The sequence below is a fragment of the Arthrobacter sp. fls2-241-R2A-172 genome (assembly GCF_030208885.1).
Classification (GTDB): Bacteria; Actinomycetota; Actinomycetes; order Actinomycetales; family Micrococcaceae; genus Arthrobacter.
In genome coordinates this window covers 550,225-568,719 of sequence record NZ_JARVTB010000001.1, presented here as the reverse complement: position 1 = coordinate 568,719, position 18,495 = coordinate 550,225, and the positions used below count along the sequence as shown (strand labels likewise).

18 protein-coding genes, 1 tRNA gene and 1 pseudogene are annotated in these 18,495 nt (G+C 63.2%); 6 read left to right on the top strand and 14 right to left on the bottom strand.

The window, feature by feature from the left end:
- The first annotated feature begins 16 nt into the window (after positions 1–16).
- Positions 17–190 (top strand): CsbD family protein, encoded by a 174-nt coding sequence (locus QRM57_RS02695; RefSeq protein ID WP_211711403.1) that lies wholly within the window; start codon positions 17–19, stop codon positions 188–190.
- Between the two features lie 111 nt (positions 191–301).
- Here the strand turns inward: QRM57_RS02695 and QRM57_RS02690 are convergent, their stop codons facing one another.
- The 3 genes from QRM57_RS02690 to QRM57_RS02680 all read right to left on the bottom strand — a co-directional run bounded on the left by QRM57_RS02690 (position 302) and on the right by QRM57_RS02680 (position 3,119).
- The gene (locus QRM57_RS02690; protein WP_284985495.1) at positions 302–1,525 is read right to left on the bottom strand and encodes an amidohydrolase; all 1,224 of its coding nucleotides are present in this window, start codon (positions 1,523–1,525) and stop codon (positions 302–304) included.
- A gap of 48 nt (positions 1,526–1,573) precedes the next feature.
- Positions 1,574–2,308 (bottom strand): hypothetical protein, encoded by a 735-nt coding sequence (locus tag QRM57_RS02685; RefSeq protein ID WP_284985494.1) that lies wholly within the window; start codon positions 2,306–2,308, stop codon positions 1,574–1,576.
- 61 nt (positions 2,309–2,369) lie between these two features.
- Positions 2,370–3,119, bottom strand: a complete 750-nt coding sequence (locus QRM57_RS02680; protein ID WP_284985493.1) for a DUF5058 family protein — start codon at positions 3,117–3,119, stop codon at positions 2,370–2,372.
- A 272-nt stretch (positions 3,120–3,391) separates the two neighbouring features.
- On the opposite strand from QRM57_RS02680, the gene QRM57_RS02675 reads away from it, so the two are divergent.
- Complete coding sequence (locus QRM57_RS02675) at positions 3,392–4,834, top strand: amidase family protein (protein ID WP_284985492.1); 1,443 nt, start codon at positions 3,392–3,394, stop codon at positions 4,832–4,834.
- On the opposite strand, the gene QRM57_RS02670 is transcribed toward QRM57_RS02675, so the two are convergent.
- On the bottom strand, positions 4,815–5,771 hold the full coding sequence (locus QRM57_RS02670) for an Lrp/AsnC family transcriptional regulator (RefSeq protein WP_257370364.1): 957 nt from the start codon (positions 5,769–5,771) through the stop codon (positions 4,815–4,817). The genes QRM57_RS02675 and QRM57_RS02670 overlap by 20 nt on opposite strands.
- Before the next feature lie 246 nt (positions 5,772–6,017).
- On the opposite strand from QRM57_RS02670, the gene QRM57_RS02665 reads away from it, so the two are divergent.
- Positions 6,018–6,587, top strand: coding sequence for a hypothetical protein (locus tag QRM57_RS02665; RefSeq protein WP_284985491.1), 570 nt, complete (start codon positions 6,018–6,020; stop codon positions 6,585–6,587).
- A 22-nt stretch (positions 6,588–6,609) separates the two neighbouring features.
- On the opposite strand, the gene QRM57_RS02660 is transcribed toward QRM57_RS02665, so the two are convergent.
- Positions 6,610–7,548 (bottom strand): LysR family transcriptional regulator, encoded by a 939-nt coding sequence (locus QRM57_RS02660; protein ID WP_235520076.1) that lies wholly within the window; start codon positions 7,546–7,548, stop codon positions 6,610–6,612.
- Between the two features lie 241 nt (positions 7,549–7,789).
- Between QRM57_RS02660 and QRM57_RS02655 the strand changes: the two genes are divergently transcribed.
- A complete protein-coding gene (locus tag QRM57_RS02655) occupies positions 7,790–8,908 on the top strand; it encodes a PrpF domain-containing protein (protein WP_284985490.1) in 1,119 nt (372 codons plus the stop codon).
- A 33-nt stretch (positions 8,909–8,941) separates the two neighbouring features.
- Entirely contained in the window at positions 8,942–10,372 is a 1,431-nt protein-coding gene (locus QRM57_RS02650) for an SLC13 family permease (RefSeq protein ID WP_350309818.1), read from the top strand.
- Between the two features lie 155 nt (positions 10,373–10,527).
- Here the strand turns inward: QRM57_RS02650 and QRM57_RS02645 are convergent, their stop codons facing one another.
- The 7 genes from QRM57_RS02645 to QRM57_RS02615 all read right to left on the bottom strand — a co-directional run bounded on the left by QRM57_RS02645 (position 10,528) and on the right by QRM57_RS02615 (position 16,919).
- Positions 10,528–11,367 (bottom strand): aldo/keto reductase, encoded by an 840-nt coding sequence (locus tag QRM57_RS02645; protein WP_284985489.1) that lies wholly within the window; start codon positions 11,365–11,367, stop codon positions 10,528–10,530.
- A 121-nt stretch (positions 11,368–11,488) separates the two neighbouring features.
- Complete coding sequence (locus QRM57_RS02640; protein ID WP_235520068.1) at positions 11,489–11,935, bottom strand: hypothetical protein; 447 nt, start codon at positions 11,933–11,935, stop codon at positions 11,489–11,491.
- Between the two features lie 8 nt (positions 11,936–11,943).
- Entirely contained in the window at positions 11,944–12,585 is a 642-nt protein-coding gene (locus tag QRM57_RS02635; protein ID WP_284985488.1) for a bacterial proteasome activator family protein, read from the bottom strand.
- Between the two features lie 95 nt (positions 12,586–12,680).
- Positions 12,681–12,872 (bottom strand): YbdD/YjiX family protein, encoded by a 192-nt coding sequence (locus QRM57_RS02630; RefSeq protein WP_284985487.1) that lies wholly within the window; start codon positions 12,870–12,872, stop codon positions 12,681–12,683.
- Positions 12,872–15,142 (bottom strand): carbon starvation CstA family protein, encoded by a 2,271-nt coding sequence (locus QRM57_RS02625; protein ID WP_284985486.1) that lies wholly within the window; start codon positions 15,140–15,142, stop codon positions 12,872–12,874. The genes QRM57_RS02630 and QRM57_RS02625 overlap by 1 nt, the downstream gene beginning before the upstream one ends.
- Positions 15,143–15,363: 221 nt before the next feature.
- A complete protein-coding gene (locus QRM57_RS02620) occupies positions 15,364–15,906 on the bottom strand; it encodes a PadR family transcriptional regulator (RefSeq protein ID WP_284985485.1) in 543 nt (180 codons plus the stop codon).
- A 29-nt stretch (positions 15,907–15,935) separates the two neighbouring features.
- Entirely contained in the window at positions 15,936–16,919 is a 984-nt protein-coding gene (locus QRM57_RS02615; protein ID WP_284985484.1) for an NAD(P)H-quinone oxidoreductase, read from the bottom strand.
- A 102-nt stretch (positions 16,920–17,021) separates the two neighbouring features.
- Here QRM57_RS02615 and QRM57_RS02610 point away from each other — a divergent pair.
- Positions 17,022–17,109, top strand: a tRNA-Ser gene (locus tag QRM57_RS02610).
- Positions 17,110–17,189: 80 nt separating this feature from the next.
- On the opposite strand, the gene QRM57_RS02605 is transcribed toward QRM57_RS02610, so the two are convergent.
- Together QRM57_RS02605 and QRM57_RS20940 are read right to left on the bottom strand one after the other, a co-directional pair.
- The gene (locus QRM57_RS02605) at positions 17,190–18,245 is read right to left on the bottom strand and encodes a tyrosine-type recombinase/integrase (protein WP_284985483.1); all 1,056 of its coding nucleotides are present in this window, start codon (positions 18,243–18,245) and stop codon (positions 17,190–17,192) included.
- A 51-nt stretch (positions 18,246–18,296) separates the two neighbouring features.
- Positions 18,297–18,443 (bottom strand): annotated as a pseudogene (locus tag QRM57_RS20940) (Arm DNA-binding domain-containing protein); the annotation flags it as partial.
- Positions 18,444–18,495 lie beyond the last annotated feature (52 nt).

The following is an 18,495-nucleotide window of genomic DNA, read 5'->3' as shown; positions in this document are numbered from 1 at the left end:
CAGAGGAGGAAACACCATGGGACTGGGCGACAAGATTGAGAACGCTGCCGAAAAGGCAGGCGGCAAGGGCAAGGAAGCTGCAGGCAACGCCACCGGCGACGAAAGCCTGAAGGCTGAGGGCCAGACTGACCAAGCCAAGGGCGATCTGAAGCAGGCCGGCGAAAAGGTCAAGGACGCTTTCAAGGACTGACAAGACATCACGGGAAAGGCGCGCTCAGCGAACGGGCGCGCCTTTTTCGTGCCTGCAGCTGGCTGGGTTGGAGCAGCAGACTATGCGCAGGCAGCCCGGCGCATGCGTCCCTCAGTTCCCGAGCCGGGACAACAAAACCGCGACGGCGGCAGAGACTCCCCCGGCCAGTGAACCTTCCAGCTCGGGAGCGAAGAAGGGCGAGTGGTTGACCGGGAGAGGCCCTTCAAGCCCGGCAACCGGCGTCCCACCGAACATCCAAAACACCGACGGAACACCGATCGCAGTGCCGAGGTGCCCGAAGTCCTCGCTGCCCATCATCGGAGGAGTGATTTCCACCGACTCGGCCCCCAACGCCAGCCGCAGCGCCTCCAGCACGGGAGGAACGGCGTCGGGGTCGTTGAAGCACTGCGGGAAACGGTACATTTCCTCGATGTCCGGCCCGGGTGCACCTGACGCGGCGGCCTCGGCCGTAACGATGCGACGGACCGCGGCAAGGACCTGGCGACGGACGTCCTCGTCGAACGTGCGAATGTTAAGCGTGAACTCGGCCGAGGCCGGAATGATGTTCTCCTTAAGGCCGGCATGAAAGGTCCCAACGGTGACGACGGCGGACTTCCGCGGGTCGAGCTCGCGGGACACGATCCCCTGCAACCGGGTGACCATGTGTGCGGCCATGACGATCGGATCAATGGAATCCTGCGGCTGTGAGCCGTGTGATTGCTGCCCATGTACGGTGACCCTGAGTGAATCGGCCATGGCAGCAACCGGTCCGCTGGAGATCGCGACAGTGCCCACCGGACGTGGCATGACGTGCTGCCCGAACACCACTTCCGGCTTCGGCGCCTTGTCCCATAGTCCGTCGTCGAGCATGGCAAGCGCGCCGGCTGCAGTCTCCTCGCCGGGCTGGAAGATCAGCACCAGCGTTCCTGACCAGACGTCCCGGTTGTCTGTAAGCACTTCGGCGGCACCCAACAGGCTGGCCACGTGCGTGTCGTGGCCGCAACCGTGCATGACGGGAACCACCGTGCCATCCGGGAGCGTGCCAGTGTCCGTGCTTGCATAGTCGAGGCCGGTTGCTTCCTCGATGGGAAGGCCATCGGAGTCGGCGCGGAAGGCCACCACCGGTCCGTCGCCGTTCCGCAGGACGCCCACAACACCGGTTCCTCCGCAGCGGAAGTGCTCGATGCCGAGCCCGTCCAGCTGCTCCTCGATCAGGGTGGCGGTGGCGAACTCCTGCATGGACAGCTCCGGGTGTGCGTGGAGGTGCCGGTACAACTCGTGGAGCTTGGCGGTCTGGCTGGCATCGAGGGCGGGGGCGGTAGCTGTGGCTGTCATTTGTCCTGTCTTCCTTCGCGGGTGATGGCTCTGTTCTGTGGGCTGCTGCTACTCGATGTGGATGGGCTTCGCCTCAGCGATGGTGGCCTTGCTGCGGAAGAACCAGGCCAACAGGATGGTCCCCAGAACGGCGATGGCGGTGGAAACCATGGCGAGTGACGGCACCAGCGGCAACACCACGAACACGACGACGGCCGAGACCAGCAGGGCGAACACGGTGGTGCGGGGCTGCTTCATGGACACGATGGCCTGGACCAGCACGGCACCCAGCACTGTGGGCAGCACATACAAGCGGGTGACCATCAAAACCGAAGGCGGGATGACGCTGATCAACCACGTGCCCAGGAGCCCAACAAAGATCGCCAGCGAGGTCAGGTGGACTACCGCGGCGCCACAGATGGCGACGACGGCGGCCAGTTCAGCCCGCTTGCTGCCCGGCTTTGCGCCGATGTTGGTTTGGGCGATCAGCGCGGCAGGCAGGAGCTTGTTGGAGATGTTGCCGATCATGAACGCCTGGTACATCGCGGCTGGCCCCAGGATCGGATAGTACGTGAGCGGCTCGACGATCCAGATGATGCCGAACGTTGCAGCGACGGCCGCAAAAGCGACCCAGAGCTGCGCCGGTCCAATATCGAGGCCGGTGGCGAAGACAAGGTACAGCGGACCGGCAACGGAAATCAGCAGGCCGGCGATCATGGTGATTTGGCCCCAGCGGGACGTGGTGCGGTTGAAGTCCGCCATGGAGGCGGTGCTGGTGGTGGGATCAGAGGTGATGGAAGACATGGGGTGTTCCTTTCGTGCCCGGGTCAGGTGCCGGTGTGGAGGACGACGGCGGCGGGCCGGCTCAGGCGCCGGCGGCCAGATAAGCGGCGGCCAGGCCGATGACGATGGAAATCCCGAGACCCCACTCCCGCAGCCAGCTCTTGCCCAACTTCTTGGCCAGCAGGAGGCAGGTCCCCATAACGGCCGCGGAGCCGATGAAGGACAGCACATGGATGCCGGACTTGGGCAACTCGGTGAGCCCCAGGCAGGAGAAAGCTCCGATCAGTGCCGCCGCCGGGACGATGGCCATGGCCGCGGGGTTGATGGAGCGGATCTTGGCGTCGCCTTTGCGCAGCAGCGGCGTCAGAATGAGGGTGGCGAGCATCCACATGGCTCCGCCGATGCTCATGGCGAAGAACGCGACGGCGAAGACACTTTGCGTATAAGTGGCGTCCCCAAGCTTGGCGCCCATGGACCCTGCTGCGATGCCGGCGGCCGAAACGTCGTAGGCCGCGGAGCCGATCAGGCCGATACGGGACAGGACCGCCGGGGCTCCGAAAAGGCCCAGGAGGGCAATGGCTACAAGGGAGACAGCCAGGGAAGGGCCAATGGCCGATACGGCGCCCGAACGGAATGAGGTTTTGATGTCCTGCGTACTCATGTCCACGGAGGGGGCTGCGCGTCGCGCCGCTTTCATGAAGATCACGGATTGGATGATGATGACGCCGAAGACGCCGGCCACGCAGATCCACAGCACGGGATTGTTGGCGATGGCCATGATGTCGGTGGAGTCAGTGGGGGCGAGGGGTTGAAGTGCCAGGGGTTGGAACAAAGGAACCTCCGGGTGTTGGCCCCGCGGCAACTCCGTGACCGAACCACGCTGTGCGGTATGCGGCGCCGTAGGGCTAATCCTTACCCTCCGACCAGATCGGCCAGCGGGTTACCAACACCTTCTGCTATGAGCCGGATCACACACAAGAGCTGACGGAATCAGCCACATGAATGGCCGAATCGGTCAAAGCTTGCCATCACTCGATCGAGGCTTCCCTACCTCGGTGTGACCCTGCACACTTTCAGGCAGTAGACATCCAGCAAAGGAGCACCATGTCCGACACCATTGGCGAGCTGTCCGCCGTCGAACTTTCCGCAGCAATCCGGGGGAAGAAAATCTCGGCGCGGGAAGCGTTGGCCGATCACCTGGACCGCATTGCCGAAGTGAACCCCGTGATCAACGCCGTGGTGACCCTGGACGCCGACGGCGCCCAGGAGTTGGCCCATCGCGCCGACCAGCTGACGGCTTCGGGGGCTGACCTGCCGCCCCTCCACGGCCTGCCCATGACGCACAAGGACACGAACAACACCGCCGGGATGCGCACCACCCAGGGCTCCCTCGCCTTGCGCGACTTCGTACCCGACGCCGACGACCTCATCATCGCGCGGCTCAAGGCAGCCGGCGTGGTCAGCACAGGGAAGTCGAATGTTCCCGAGTTCGGCGCGGGCTCGCACACGTTCAACGACCTCTTCGGCACCACTACCAATCCCTACGCACCAACCCTGAGTGCCGGAGGCAGCAGCGGCGGGGTGGCCGCCGTCGTAGCCTCCCGCGTCCAAAGCATCGGCGACGGCAGCGACATGGGCGGTTCGCTGCGCATCCCGGCTTCCTTCTGCAACGTGGTGGGTTTCAGGCCGTCGACGGCGGTCATCCCCATGCCGTCCGATGTCAACGCCTTCGCGTGGCTGGGAAGGACCGGACCGATGGCCCGGAGCGTGGAGGACATTGCGTTGTTCATGTCCGTCACGGCAGGCAAGGATCCGCGGGTTCCGCACCCTGAGGGCCTGGATCCTGAGGTTTTCCGCTCCAGCATGGAGACGGACATGCGCGGCGTGCGGATCGGCTGGTCCCGCGACTTTGGCATCGGCGTGCCTGTGGAGCCCGAAATCGTGGAACATCTGGAACGGCAGCTTTCCGTTTTCGAGGAGCTCGGGGCGATCGTGGAAGAAGCGACTCCCGATTTCAGCGAAGCGGACCTGGTGTTTGGCAACACGCGCGCCATGGACTTCGCTGCTGGCCTGGGGCCCCTCCTGGCCCGCGCGGGGGACGTGATCAAGCCTGAAGTGCACTGGAATGTGGAAAAGGGGTTCGCGTTGACGGCCCGGGACCTCATTGAAACGGCGGCAGCCCGGACCCGGTTGGAACGTGGCATCCAGGACTTCTTTGGCCGATACGATCTGTTCGCCAGCCCGTGCGCCCAGGTGCTCCCCTTCGACGCCGCCCTCCGATATCCCTTGGACGTTGCCGGCGTACCCTCCGAGACCTATCTGGATTGGATGCGATCGGCCTGCCTCCTCTCGGCCACCGGCCTTCCTGTGCTCAGTGTGCCGGCGGGATTCAGTTCCTCCGGGCTGCCCATCGGCCTCCAGTTGGCCAGCAACCACTACACGGATATGCAGCTGCTCCGCTACGGCCACGCCTTCGAGCAGCGGACCCGGTACGCCGCCGTCGCGCCTGTTGTGAAAGCCGAGCCTGTTACCACGGCGAGCGCATGACCCGTCCCCCGCGCTTTCGCGCGTCCAGCAGGATCGACACGTCCACGCCGGTGGCCTCCTGGGCCCACTCTGAGTCCGTGATGAAACGGTAAAGGGAGGACATGTCCTCCACAGTGACGTCGGCCATGATCTGGTAATTGCCGGCGATCGCGGCTGCATACCGGACCGTGGGAAGTTCAGCGAGGCTCTTTCCTACACGCTCAACGTGCTGCGGCGAAGCCCTGATCCAGAGCAGCGCCTCAACAGACAGGCCAAAGGACGCAGGCTCAACAATCGCCCGCACATGGACCTGGTTGTTGGTCAGCAGCCATTCGCTTCGCCGCCGCGCGGTGGCCTCCGACACCCCTACCCGACGCCCCAGCGCTTCGAAGCTCATCCTGCCATCAGCGCACAGTGCGTCGATGAGTTCGTTATCCTGGCGGCTCATGTGCTGCTGCCTGACCAGGATGCCGGAGTCCTGCGCGAGGTTCGAACGCAACGCCTCGGCCTTATCTGCCGGAAGGACTTCCGGCCGCCAGCCGCGAATCGTGCGGAAGTATCGGAGCACCGGATAGCTGGTCGAATCCCTGAGCCCAATGGTGGATGGGAGTTCATCTGACAGGACGTCCCCCATCCGGCCCGTTTCGGTGAGGACTTCGGCCACGCAGTCGCCCGTGCCCGTTGTGGTGTAGACGAACGTGGTGTCACCGCGCTGGGAAAGTGCATTCGCGGCTGCGCGCACTGTCCCGGGCAGGCACCGCATCTCCACCAACACCACCGCGGGCCTCGGCCTGATCCCCACTACCGCTACGGCACCGGACTCCAGCAACTGCGATCCGCGTCGGGCGACGGTCCGCTCGGCCTCCCCCAGCACGGCGGCCATCTTGCGCCAGGGACATCTGGGATCCAGTTGCAGGGCAGCCACGATCTGCCGCTCCAATGCGTCAAACACCGCCATGCAGGCTCCGTCCGGTCTGTGCTGGTGAACTGGGCGTATGCGCCCGGGGGCTCCTCCGGGCAACTGCCGAGAGGGGTTCCTGCCACAGTTTAGGGACAACTGCGGGCAGAAACACTTCGAGGCCGACGGCGGGAGGCATGACAGCGCGCATGAACCCTTACGCTGTCTTGGAGGACGGGCAAGGCGCCATTGTCATCAGCCTCGACAACTACTGTCCTTGACGACGACCCAGGAGACATTCACTGCATGGAACCGTACGGACATCCGCCACCTCAACCGTTTCCCGGCCAGCATCACCAGCAGCGCCCGCAGTACGACCCGCCACAGCAGGACGGCCCACCACAGCAGTACGGCCCGCTACAGCCCAAAAAGAAGAGCAAACTCGGGTGGATTCTCGGTGGCATCGGCATTTTCGTGCTGATCCTCCTGTTCGCGGGGTGCTCCGCCCTGGTCAACTCCATCAACGGCGGTGGGAGCCACGCCGAGAAGGCCAAAGCTGTCATGGCCGCGGCCGACAATGCACCGGAGGGCGACTGGGTTCTCACGCACCGGAGCGATCCGAAGGTAGAGGCCGGCTGTCTCTCCATCGACACCGCCTGCATTAAACTCCGGGCCGAGTGGAGGGTTGATCATCCCGTCAGCCTCAACGACGTTGCCACCCGCATAGGGATGGACGTCAGCAAATCGAAGCTGTCAGAGGACGGCTGCATCAAAGAAAACGACCCCGACGGAGGCGGCACGGACGAAGTATGCATAGTGGAAGAAGAATGGCCCGCGGACGGCTATCGGGTCATCCTTAACATGTCCCGGCGGTAGGCCGACGCAGCAAGCCCCTCGGCTACAGGTAATCCCCCGCGCGCTCACGCGCTATCTCCAGCAGGGTGGAGTGGAAGGCCACTTCCGCCGGTGCGTAAACCTTGTCCTGGCGTTGGGCCAGCAGTACCCGACGCAAAGGTGCGGCGGAACCCAAGCTGATAACCCTTACGTCAGGGTGTTGGAGTGCGACGGCGGTTTTGGGCACCATCGCCACGCCCATCCCCACGCTCACCATGGCCTGGGCTTCCTGGTAGTCGTTGGCCAGGAAGCCGATGGTTGGTTCGAACCCGGCTTCGTGGGCTGAACGTTGCAGCACTTCCACCACGGGGTGGGCCTCCGCCCGAACGATCCAGGATTCCTTGCGTAGCTCCTCCATCCGGATCTCTTCGCGCCCCGCCAAGGGGTGTCCCCGGGACACCAGGATCACCGTGCTCTCCTGGAAGACTTCAGTGACCCGAATCGAGTCGTCCTGGAATCTGTTCCACGGGTAGTCCCAGAGGAGGCACAGGCCAGTGACGCCGGACTGCAGGTCCGATACCAGGTCATCGAAACGCGCACTGCGCACGGACAGGCCAATTGCCGGGTAGCGCTTTTTGAACGCCCTGATGACTACCGGGAGGAAGGATCCGGCAAGGGTAGGGAAGGTTCCAACTGTCAGCGACCCGCGCTTGAGTCCAGCGATTTGGTCCAGGTCCGATTGGGCCGCACGCATCTGGCCAACGATCTTGCGGGCGTGGCCAGCCAGCACTTGGCCCGCTTCTGTAGGCACCACCCCACGTGAGCGGCGGTTGAGGAGCGGTTGCCCCACTTCCTGTTCCAGTTTCCTCAGCTGCTGGGAAACCGCCGAGGGAGAGTAAAGCATGAGATCCGCGGCCGCGGTGATGGAACCTTGCTCAACAACCTCGACCAGCAGCGCGAGCCGTCGAATATCAAAAAGATCCTGGCCCTCATCGTTAAGCAACAGTTCACCCTTCCTAGGAATTCGTTCATTCTATACAGGCTGCCGTCGATACCACAGGATAAACGGGTTTCCAGCGGGTGTAAACGCCTCCTCCACCGCCCATTCAGGACTGATCCGCTGGTGAATGAAGCATTGCTTCATCCCACCCAAGATATCCAACATTGTCTTCAAATGTGATGTGCCTCAATCTCGAAGTATGCCCTTGAACGAGCCTGGGCGACAGAGAAGCAAGGAACTGACCATGAACATCGAAGCGGAATGGATGCGCGGAGGCACCAGCAAATGCTGGGTCTTCGAAAGCGGGCAATTCGGTGAGACTGAAACCAGTCCGGATGCGCTGCTCCCGCGGCTGTTTGGCAGCCCCGACCACCGGCAAATCGACGGTGTGGGCGGCGCGACGTCGACAACCAGCAAAGCGATGATCGTTCGCCGCCCAGCGGACGACGACGTGGATGTCGAGTTCACCTTCGCCCAGGTGGGAATTGAAGAAGCCACCGTGGACTGGGGCAGCAACTGCGGCAACTGCTCGGCCGTGGTGGGCTTGTATGCCATCGAGAAGGGCTGGGTCACACCCGCCGGGGACATCACCCGGATCGTCACGCGGAATACCAACACAGGCCAGATCATCATCCAGCGGGTATCCACCCCGGCCGGGGCCCTCCCGATCGTCCCGCAGGCAGAGATGCCCGGCGTTCCGTTCCCCGGATATCGGGTGGGCCTTGGTTTCCAGGACCCTGCCGGTAAAACCACGGGCCAGCTTCTTCCCACCGGCTCCCCGACGGAGACGATCACTGCAGGCGGGACACGCTGGACTGCTTCGCTTGTCGACGCCGGAGCGCCGGTAGTAATCGTCCGGGCCGAAGAGCTCGGCCTGGACCCTGAGCGCTACGACAACTGGTTGGCCGGCGTCCAACTGCAATTGGAGACGCTCGAGACGATTCGACGCCAAGCAGCAGTCCGCATGGGGCTCGCCGCGTCCACCAGCGAAGCGGCACGGGCCATCCCGAAAGTCGCCATCGTCGCCCCGCCGGCCCAGTCCGACGCCGGCAGCGACGTCAGCGTCATGATGCTCTCCATGGGCAAGCCGCACCCCGCCCTCGCCATCACGGGAAGCATCGCACTGACGCTCGCAGCCCGCACACCAGGCACCGTTTTGTACGACATCACCGAGCACGGCCTTCGGCCAACCCTGAAGCTGCGGACGCCGGCCGGCGTGATCGAGACATGGAGCGAGGAAAAGGACGGTTCCCTGATCATTGGCGTGGATCGGACAGCCCGCACCATCGCAACCACCACCATCCACCTCCCCGAGACGCTCGACAACACCGTCGACGCCTCACTTGCCGGCGCTACCCGCTGAACAGCCAGCGCTACTCGATGAAGAGAGAGCACCATGACTAACACCGCAGAAAAGACTGCACCAAGCCCCACAGTTGAAGCGCGGCCCAATCGCCGCCGTCGTATCCTGCTGGTGACGGCTGTCGCCATCACCGTCTTGGGTCTTGCCGCCCTCCTGTTCGGAGGTGTCCTTGGCAGCCCTGCGGCGGCCTCGGGATCGGAGCCGACCTTGACCGCAACGCAGATCATCCCGCTCATCATCCTGGTGGTGATGTTCGTGGTGGCAACCAAGTGGCCGCTCAACATCGGTGTGATGGGGCTGGTTGCTTCCTTCGGCGTCGGCTATTTCGTCCTTGGCATGTCCGACAAGGAAATCCTGGAAGAGTTCCCGGCCAGCATCGTGCTGACGATCATCGGCGTCACGTACTTCTTCAGCATGGCGCAGCGGAATGGCTCCATCGACATCATTGTGCAGACATGCGTCCGCCTGGTCCGCGGCAAGACCATGCTGCTGCCTTGGGTTTTCTTCCTCATGACCGCAGCCCTGACTTCATTGGGCACGTTCTCCCCCGCAGCTGTGGCACTTCTGGCTCCGGCGGCGCTGGGGCTGGCCTATGAGTCGCGCATCCATCCCGTCCTCATGGGGGCCTTCGTCATCAATGGCGCACATGCCGGCGGTTTCTCGCCCCTGTCCGTGGCTGGCGTATTGGTTCACGACATCGCCATGAAGAACGGCTTCCCGATCGACCAGGGGTCACTGTTCCTGGCAAGCTTCGCCCTGAACTTCATTCTTTCGGCGCTGACGATCGTACTGTTTGGGCTGCTGGGCAAACTCCGGGACAAGCACGCCAACGAGTACTCCGCGCTGGACACCCCGCGGATCGGACGCCCCAATGGACAGCAGTTCCTGACCCTGGCCCTGATCCTGGCAATCCTCGTGTGCACTTTGGGCTTCCACATGCCCATCGGCTTCGTTGCCCTGTCCGCCGGACTTCTCCTGGCACTGGTAAACATCAAGGAGCACCAGACGTTCATCGGTGGCATTTCCTGGTCCACCGTCCTGCTGGTGGCCGGCATGATCACCTACGTCTCCCTGCTCCAGCACGTCGGCGTCATCGACACCCTCGCCGAGCAGGCACTCGCCCTGGGCGCACCCCTTCTGATCGCGTTGGTCCTCTGCTACGTCATTGGCGTCGGATCGGCCTTCGCCTCGTCCACCGCCCTGCTGACCGCCTTCATCCCGCTGGCGGGGCCCCTGCTGGCCACCAGCTCACTCAGCGCTTCCGGAACGGTCGCGGCCCTGGCGATTGCAGCCACGGTGGTAGACGTTTCGCCGTTCTCCACTGACGGCGCACTGGTGGTGGCCAACGCACGGGAGCACGACCGCCAGCGCGTATACAAGCAGCTGATGATGTACGCCGGTGGAGTCGTCCTGGTTGCCCCGGCACTGGCTTGGGCCCTGCTGGTACCCACCGGCATCATGTAGGCCTGCCGGAGCAATATCCGGCAAGCGCGGGAAGGCCCTGCACTCCATCGCAACAGGAAACCCGACGGACGGGCGCAGGGACTTCATGCGCTAAGGACAAAGGCAGGACGCTCACAGAGCGTCCTGCCTTTGGCTTACCCGGGAAAGGGCGGATGTCAGGCGAAGTCGGAGACTGCCGGGTCCGGACCGATGCGGCCCTCAGCGCCGCGGTCCAGGCCGTTGATGGCCTCGACGTCGGTAGCGTCCAGCGTGACGTTCAGGGCGGCGAAGTTCTCCCGGATACGTGACTCGGTGACCGACTTGGGGATGACAACGTTGCCGATGGCCAGGTGCCAGGCGATGACCACCTGTGCCGGCGTGGCGTCGTGCTTGGTAGCGATCTCAGCAATGGTGGCGCTCTCCAACAGCTCGCCTCCCTGGCCCAGCGGGGACCACGCCTGGGTCAGGATGCCCTTGGACGCGTTGAACTCGCGCAGCTCGGACTGGTTGAAGAACGGGTGCAGCTCCACTTGGTTGATGGCCGGCACTACGCCGGTCTCATCAATGATGTGCTGCAGGCCTTCCTTGGTGAAGTTGGAAACACCGATGGACTTGACCCGGCCGCGCTTCTGGAGCTCGATAAGGGCCTTCCAGGTGTCAACGTACTTTTCCTGCTTGGGCTGCTGCCAGTGGATGAGGTAGAGGTCCAGGGTCTCCAGGCCGAGGCGATCCATGGATTCCTCGAAAGCCTGCAGCGTGGACTCGTAGCCCTGGTCGGCATTCCACAGCTTGGTGGTGATGAAGATTTCTTCGGCGGAAAGGCCGGAGGAGGCAATGGCACGGCCGACGCCAGCCTCGTTGCCGTAGATCTTGGCGGTATCGATGTGGCGGAACCCGGCCTCGAAAGCCTGGCGCACCACCTTTTCGGCTACATCGTCTTCAACTTGCCACACCCCGTAGCCGAGCTGGGGGATGGTGTTGCCGTCGTTGAAAGTAAGTGTTGGTGACGAAGTCATGTTTGCCATACTGCCAGCACGGCGTATCGAAAAGCGCCAATTATTACGCAGATCAGCTATGCGCTTAACTTATTGCGTCCGAGGAATAAAGGCGCACGCCTGTAGTTGCGCACGCTGCACACTATGCGTCTTGGGAGAGTTCCCGCTCAGCGTCGGCGACCTGCTCGAAGACGGCTTCCGCGCGACGACGGACCGAAAGCGCGCCCACCGGCACCGGGCCGACCGCCAGCCTCAACATTGCCGCAGCTTCCGCTGTCGTCGCAAGGGAGTTCCCAGCCTTGGACAGCGCACGGTGCACGCCCGCCAGCGCGCCGGGAACATCCAGTCCGTCACTGGGCGAACGTCGTTGCGCCTCAACGCAAATAGCCCTGACACGCGGCGACAAACCGGCCAGTTCATTGGCGATCACCACCAGTTCGTTGTACAACTGCTCGTCATCCACGCCCTCCAGTACCTGGTGGTACCGGTCCAATCCCCGATGGAAGCGGTCATGGGCGCGGCGCCACAGGCCCTTGCCGAGCTCCACATCGTCTTTCCGCCCTTGCCGGACGGCCCCAAAGAAACCCACCCCCAGGCTCAGAGGTACTGGCCCGGGCCGTGGTCGGGATCTTCGGGACGTCCCTGCGGAACGCCGGGCGCGGCGGCCCGCTGCGGTTGCCCATTTTCCCCGATAACGATTCCGGGAGCGATGACGGTTCCAGGTGGGAGCTGCCGCAGGTGCATCTGGGCGGCTGCGTGTTCTTTGGCGGCTTGTTGGGCCGCAATGGCGGCCTGGATCCCATGGAAAAGACCCTCAAGCCAGCCCACCAGCTGGGCTTGGGCGATGCGGAGTTCGGCGTCGGAAGGCGCCTTTTCCTCCGGGAACGGAAGGCTGATGCGCTCCAGTTCCTCGATGAGTTCCGGCGCAAGCCCATCTTCGAGTTCCTTGATGGAGCGTTCGTGGATTTCTGCCAGGCGTCCGCGGGCAGCATCGTCCAACGGTGCTGCCTTAACTTCTTCCAGGAGCTGCCGGACCATGGTGCCGATCCGCATCACCTTGGCAGGCTCATCCACCAGTTCGTGGAGGCCACCGCTCCTGGGCTTGGCATCGTCCGCAGGTTGCCCGTGAGTCTGCGGCTGGCCAGGGGCCTGTGCCTCACCCTCGTCCAGCATGGTGCCCTCCACGGGGGTGTCGTCCGAAGCCTCATCCTTGGGCTGAATGTCGTTCAGATCGCTCATTGGTTCATACTCTCATGTGGTTCGGGCGAACCCAGGTCCGAGTCATCATTTTTGGACTTCGTTCGTAGCGAAACAGGCAACCACCGGCGCAGGTGTCAGCAGCACCTTCCCTGCGGGTTGCTGTCCTGCCGGTCCATCCGGTCCCGCCAGAACTCGCGTTCGGTCATGGCGGGACCGGCATGACCGGTAGCGGCGAAATGCTCAAGGTACTTCGCGTAGGCATCAGCACCCATGAGCGAACCCATGTAGGCGGCGAAGCCCCGGAAGCCCTTGGCGATGGCGTTCATCAGTGGTGTCCGGCCTTCTCAGTGCGTTTCTCCACGGGTAGCGCGTTCCATTCAGCGAGCAAAGCCTTCTCCGCCGCAGTGGGGATCAGCCCTGCAGGGGCGAAGACCCTGGAAGGCACCGCTGGATCCTCGTGCCCTTGTCCCCCACCTGCGCGGATAGCCTTGAAGGAGGCCAGGAGGGCGGTGAGGATCACGATGATGCTCAGCACCACAAAGATCACGGACAGCCACCCTTGGATAGCGGTATTCCGGATCACTGCTTCCATGGCTGCGACAGTCTTGGCTGTACCGAATTCTGTCTTGCCATCAGCCAGGGCCTTGGAGAAGGCCTGGTTGTTGGCGAAGTATCCAACGGCCGGGACGGGCGAGAAGATCTTGTGGAAGCTCGCCGTGATGGTGACGACGGCGGCAAACGCCAACGGGACGGCGACGATCCACAGCCACTTGAAGGTGCCCCGCTTGGCCACGATGGCCATGCATACCGCCAAAGCGATCGCGGCGAGGAGCTGGTTGGCGATACCGAACAGCGGGAAGAGGGTGTTGATGCCACCCAAGGGATCTGTGACACCCATGATCAGCACCGCTCCCCAGGCTGCCACCATGATGGCCGTGCACAGCCAAGCACCGGGCCGCCACGAGGCTTCCTTGAACTTGGGAACAAAGTTTCCAATGGAGTCCTGCAGCATGAACCGCGCAACACGAGTACCCGCGTCCACTGCGGTCAGGATGAAGAGGGCCTCGAACATGATGGCGAAGTGGTACCAGAAGGCCATCAGGCCGGGTCCGCCGATGAACTGCTGCATGATGTGCGCCAAGCCAACAGCAAGCGTCGGGGCACCACCGGAGCGGGAGATGATGCTTTCCTCGCCCACGTCCTTCGCTGTCTGGGCAAGGACGTCCGGCGTGATGTTCACGTTGGCCAGACCCAGGCTGTTCACCCAGGTCGCCGCGGTCTCCACGGTGCCGCCGGTCAGGGCCAACGGAGCATTCATGGCGAAGTAGATGCCGCGATCGATCGAGATCGCTGCTACGAGCGCCATGATGGCCACGAAGGACTCCATCAGCATGCCGCCGTAACCGATGAAGCGCGTCTGCCGCTCCTTCTCGATCAGTTTGGGGGTGGTGCCCGAGGAAATGAGCGCGTGGAACCCTGACAGCGCGCCACAGGCGATGGTCACGAACAGGAACGGGAACAGTGCACCGGAGAAGACCGGCCCGTTCTCGCGGCTGGCGAACTCGCTGAACGCCGGCACCGTGATTTCCGGACGGACCACGATGATGGCAAGCGCGAGCATCACGATCACGCCGATCTTCATGAACGTCGACAGGTAGTCCCGCGGCGCAAGGAGCAGCCAGACGGGCAGGATCGCGGCGATGAAGCCATAGATGATGAGGCCCCAGGCAATGGTTACCTTGTCCAGGTGGAAGAAGGCCGCACCCCACTCGGTGCCGGCCACCGCACCGCCGCCAATGATGGCGGCCATGAGGAGCACGAAGCCGATGATGGACACTTCCATGACCTTGCCGGGCCTGATAAAGCGCAGGTAAACGCCCATGAACAACGCGATGGGGATCGTCATGCCTACGGAGAACACACCCCACGGGCTCTCACCAAGGGCATTGACCACCACGAGCGCGAGGATGGCCACAATGATGATCATGATCAGGAGCGTGGCGATCAGCGCAGCGGTCCCGCCAATGAGGCCAAGTTCTTCGCGGGCCATCTGGCCCAGCGAACGGCCACCGCGGCGCATCGAGAAGAACATCACCAGGTAGTCCTGCACAGCACCGGCAAGGACGACGCCGACGATGATCCAGATAGTGCCCGGCAGATAACCCATTTGGGCCGCGATGACAGGTCCTACCAGCGGGCCAGCGCCTGCAATGGCAGCGAAGTGGTGGCCGAAGAGCACGTTGCGGTCTGTTCGGACATAGTCCTTGCCGTCCGCCTTGTATTCAGCAGGAGTGGCCCGGCGGTCATCCGGTTTGAGCAGGTACCGCTCAATGACCTTCGAGTAGAACCGGTAGCCGATCAAGTACGTGCACACCGCGGCGAAAACGAACCAGATGGCATTCACTGTTTCGCCACGGACCAACGCGACCATGAACCATGCCACCGCCCCAAGGAGCGAAATCGCCACCCAGAGCCCAATCTTGGCCGGCGTCCAGTTACGCTCTTCAGCCTCACTAACGGAATCATCCACGGCCGGCGATGGCAGTGTGGGATCCAGTCCTTCCGCGAGTCCGGTTTGGTCAGGAACCTTGCCCATATCTCCTCCTTGAGAACTGCTGCGGTGATGGGAAATGCTGTTGTGGCGAAAACCGCGGTGGGGACCGCTTCGCCACGTGCCTTCCAGCACAGTAACAACTGCTACCGACAAGTAAAGGCCGTACACGCGTGCGTGACCCTGGCCCGCGGTGAGCGGTCACAGCCATGCGACGGGCGACCATTCCTAAACGCCCCGCAGACGCGCCCCTGGAACCGGAGGACCTAGACCGCTCCCCCGTTGCCCTGCGCCTGGACCATCCGCGCTTCACAAAGGTCCAGCCAGCGCACCTCCGCTTCGGCCTGGAAAATCAAGGAGTCCAGGACCAAAAGCCAGGCTGTGTCGGACAGTCGCTGGTTGGCGGAGACTGCCTTGCGGGCCTGCGTGTGTTCCTGCAGGGCACGGAGTGAGACTTCGCGCTGTGACTGGATCACTTCAGAAGCGTCAACGCCAGGCAGGGTTACGGCGAGCGCGAGTTTGATGGCGATCTCGTTCCGCGGCGGACTGCCCCGGTCGACTGCCCCCGCGAACCAGGCCGCGACTTCCTCGGCCCCGGCGGCAGTGATGCTGTAGACGACGTGGCCACCGCCGTCGTCGCCGTCTTTGCTGACCAGGCCGTCACGTTCCAGCCGGTCCAGGGTGGTGTAGACCTGCCCGATATTAAGGGGCCAGGCGGCACCGGTCCGGTCCTCGAATTCGACCCGCAGCTCATAGCCGTACCGCGGCCGGTCCTGGAGCAGGGCCAGCAGACTGTGCCGGATGGACATTGGACTCCTCGCTGCGGTGGATTGACTGGTCAGAGCAGAAGCAGGACCTTGCCCACGTGGTCGCCGGAGTCAAAGTACCGGTGCGCCTCCTGCACCTGGTGCAGCGGGAAGGACTTGGCCACCAGGGGCCGGATTCTGCCGTCGGTGATCATGGGCCATACGGACTCGCGCACGGCAGACATGATGATGCCTTTTTCGGCCACGGACCGGGGCCGGAGGGCTGTTCCGATGACGGCCGCCCGTTTGCTGAGCAGCTGGCCAAGGTTGATGTCCGCCGTGGTCCCGCCCTGCAGCCCGATGACGATGAGCCTGCCGTAGTCGGCAAGGGCGTCAATGTTTTGCTGCAGGTATTTGGCGCCGACGACGTCGAGGATCACGTCAGCGCCTTTGCCACCGTTTTGTGCCCGAAGGCTTTCAGCGAAGTCCTCTTCGGTGTAGTTGATGGCGATGTCGGCGCCCAGGAAGGCCTTGGCGGTGCCAACCTTCTCGTCCGTGCCGGCTGTGGCCGCAACTTTTGCGCCGTAGGCCTTGGCCAACTGGATGGCCATGGTGCCGATGCCGCCCGTTGCCCCGTGGATGAGGACCGTCTCACCGGGTTGCAGTTGGGCGGTCATGATCAGGTTGGAGTACACGGTGGCAGCAACCTCGGGCAAGGCGGCTGCGGTGATGAGGTCCACGCCGTCGGGAACCCGGAGCACTTGCTCGGCTGACACCGCGACCTGCTGGGCGTAGCCGCCACCGGAAAGGAGGGCCACAACTTTGTCTCCCACGGAGAATGCCTTGGTGACGCCCGGACCGAAGGCGGCGATGCGGCCGGACACTTCAAGCCCGGGAATCTCTGAAGCCCCGGGGGGTGGCGGGTAGAAACCGCGTCGCTGCTGGACATCTGCCCTGTTCAGGCCTGCGGCCACGACGTCGATCAGGACTTCGCCCTCGCCCGGCACCGGAGCAGGGACCTCCCGGACCTCGAGGACTTCGGGCCCGCCTGGCTCTGAGATGTAGACGGCTTTCATGACGAACTCCCGGTTTCTTGCTTGTCCGCCGGCCCCGGGGCGGGGACCGGACAGACGTGATGTTTTGGAACAGCCAACTCCCTATGAAACACTACTAGGCGAGGAAGGTTGTCCGAGCGGCCTAAGGAGCTGGTCTTGAAAACCAGTGTGCGGTAACCCCGTACCAAGGGTTCAAATCCCTTACCTTCCGCGCAGGCCCTGCATTTATGCAGGTCAGAGGCCGGTTGAGTCGATCCGAGAGGTTTGATTCAGCCGGCCTTTCGCACACCCTCAGGCCTGATTTGTGGCCAATCCGTGGCCGCTGGTTTTACTTGCAGCGTTCCGCGGGATGAGTGCCGCGCGCTTGTCAGCCGCGTCTTCGCCCACGCCAGGGAGTAAGTGGCCATAGGAGTCCACCGTCAGTTTGATAGTTGAGTGGCGGAGCACCTTGGACACAATGGCAATATCGACACCGGCCGCGATCATCAAGGAAGCCGTGCCGTGTCGCAGATCATGCAGGCGCACCTTCCTTACCGGCCGCCGTGCGCCGTCTGGCTTTGCTGGATCGGCCGGGACGGTGATGCCTAACTGAAGGTCTTCGAAGTGACGGGAGACCCCGTTGGGCACTAGCGGGTTTCCGTCCTCCTTCGCGAACACCAGTCCGTGGTCGACATAGGCGGTGCCCCACTGAGCACGCTCGTCACCTTGGCGCAGTTGCTGCCCAAGTAGAACGGCAACTGTGGTGGCGTCCAGATGAACAACCGCGGAGCTGTCTTCCGTTTTTGGGCTGTCGAACTTCAAGCCGCCATGGACGGTACGGCAATAAGGGCAGGGGACCTCGGAAGCGCTCCGGTTTACCTGGACGATCTGCTGCCGGATGGTCAGCGTGCGCTTCACTAGATCCACGTCATCCCAGCGGAGGCCGATGCCCTCACCGCGCCGGAGCCCACAGTAGGCGATGACGTGGAACAGGCCTATTAGTCGATCCTCTTGGTTGCCATCCAGAAACGCGCCTATCTCTGTGGGCTCCCAGGGATGAACCTTCTTTCGGATCTCCTTTGGCATCTGCAGCTCACGGGCAGGGTTCCAAGTCAGCAAGCGCTCCTTTACGGCGGACGCAAGGGCAGTGCGCAGGGTAGAGCGCACTCTGTGGACCATGGCGGCGCTTCGGCCCACTGCCACGACGTCCAGCATCGCGTAGACGTGCTCCGGGCGTAGCTCGCGCAGTTTGTACTGGCCAAGTTCCGGCTTCAGATACTTCTCTATGTGAGTCCGGTATGTATCGGCAGTCGTGGCCTTCAGTGCCAGCGATTTACGCGCCAGCCAACGGTCAAGATACTCGGACACGGTTTGCCTACCATCATCAGTCCAAGTTCCGGCATTTACCTCAGTGATCTTGCGGCTGAGAGCCTCCTCAGCATCTTCTTTAGTTGCGAAACCTCCAGCCGACGATCGCCGGCGCCTCTGAGTTAGCGGATCCAGTCCAGCATCTAGACGGTAAGACCAGGTGCCATGCTTTTTCTTGCAGGCTAGAACCTGCCCCACAGCGTTCCGCTTTAGGTCGGACGGTGGACATGGGCAGCACTTAAAGACTGAC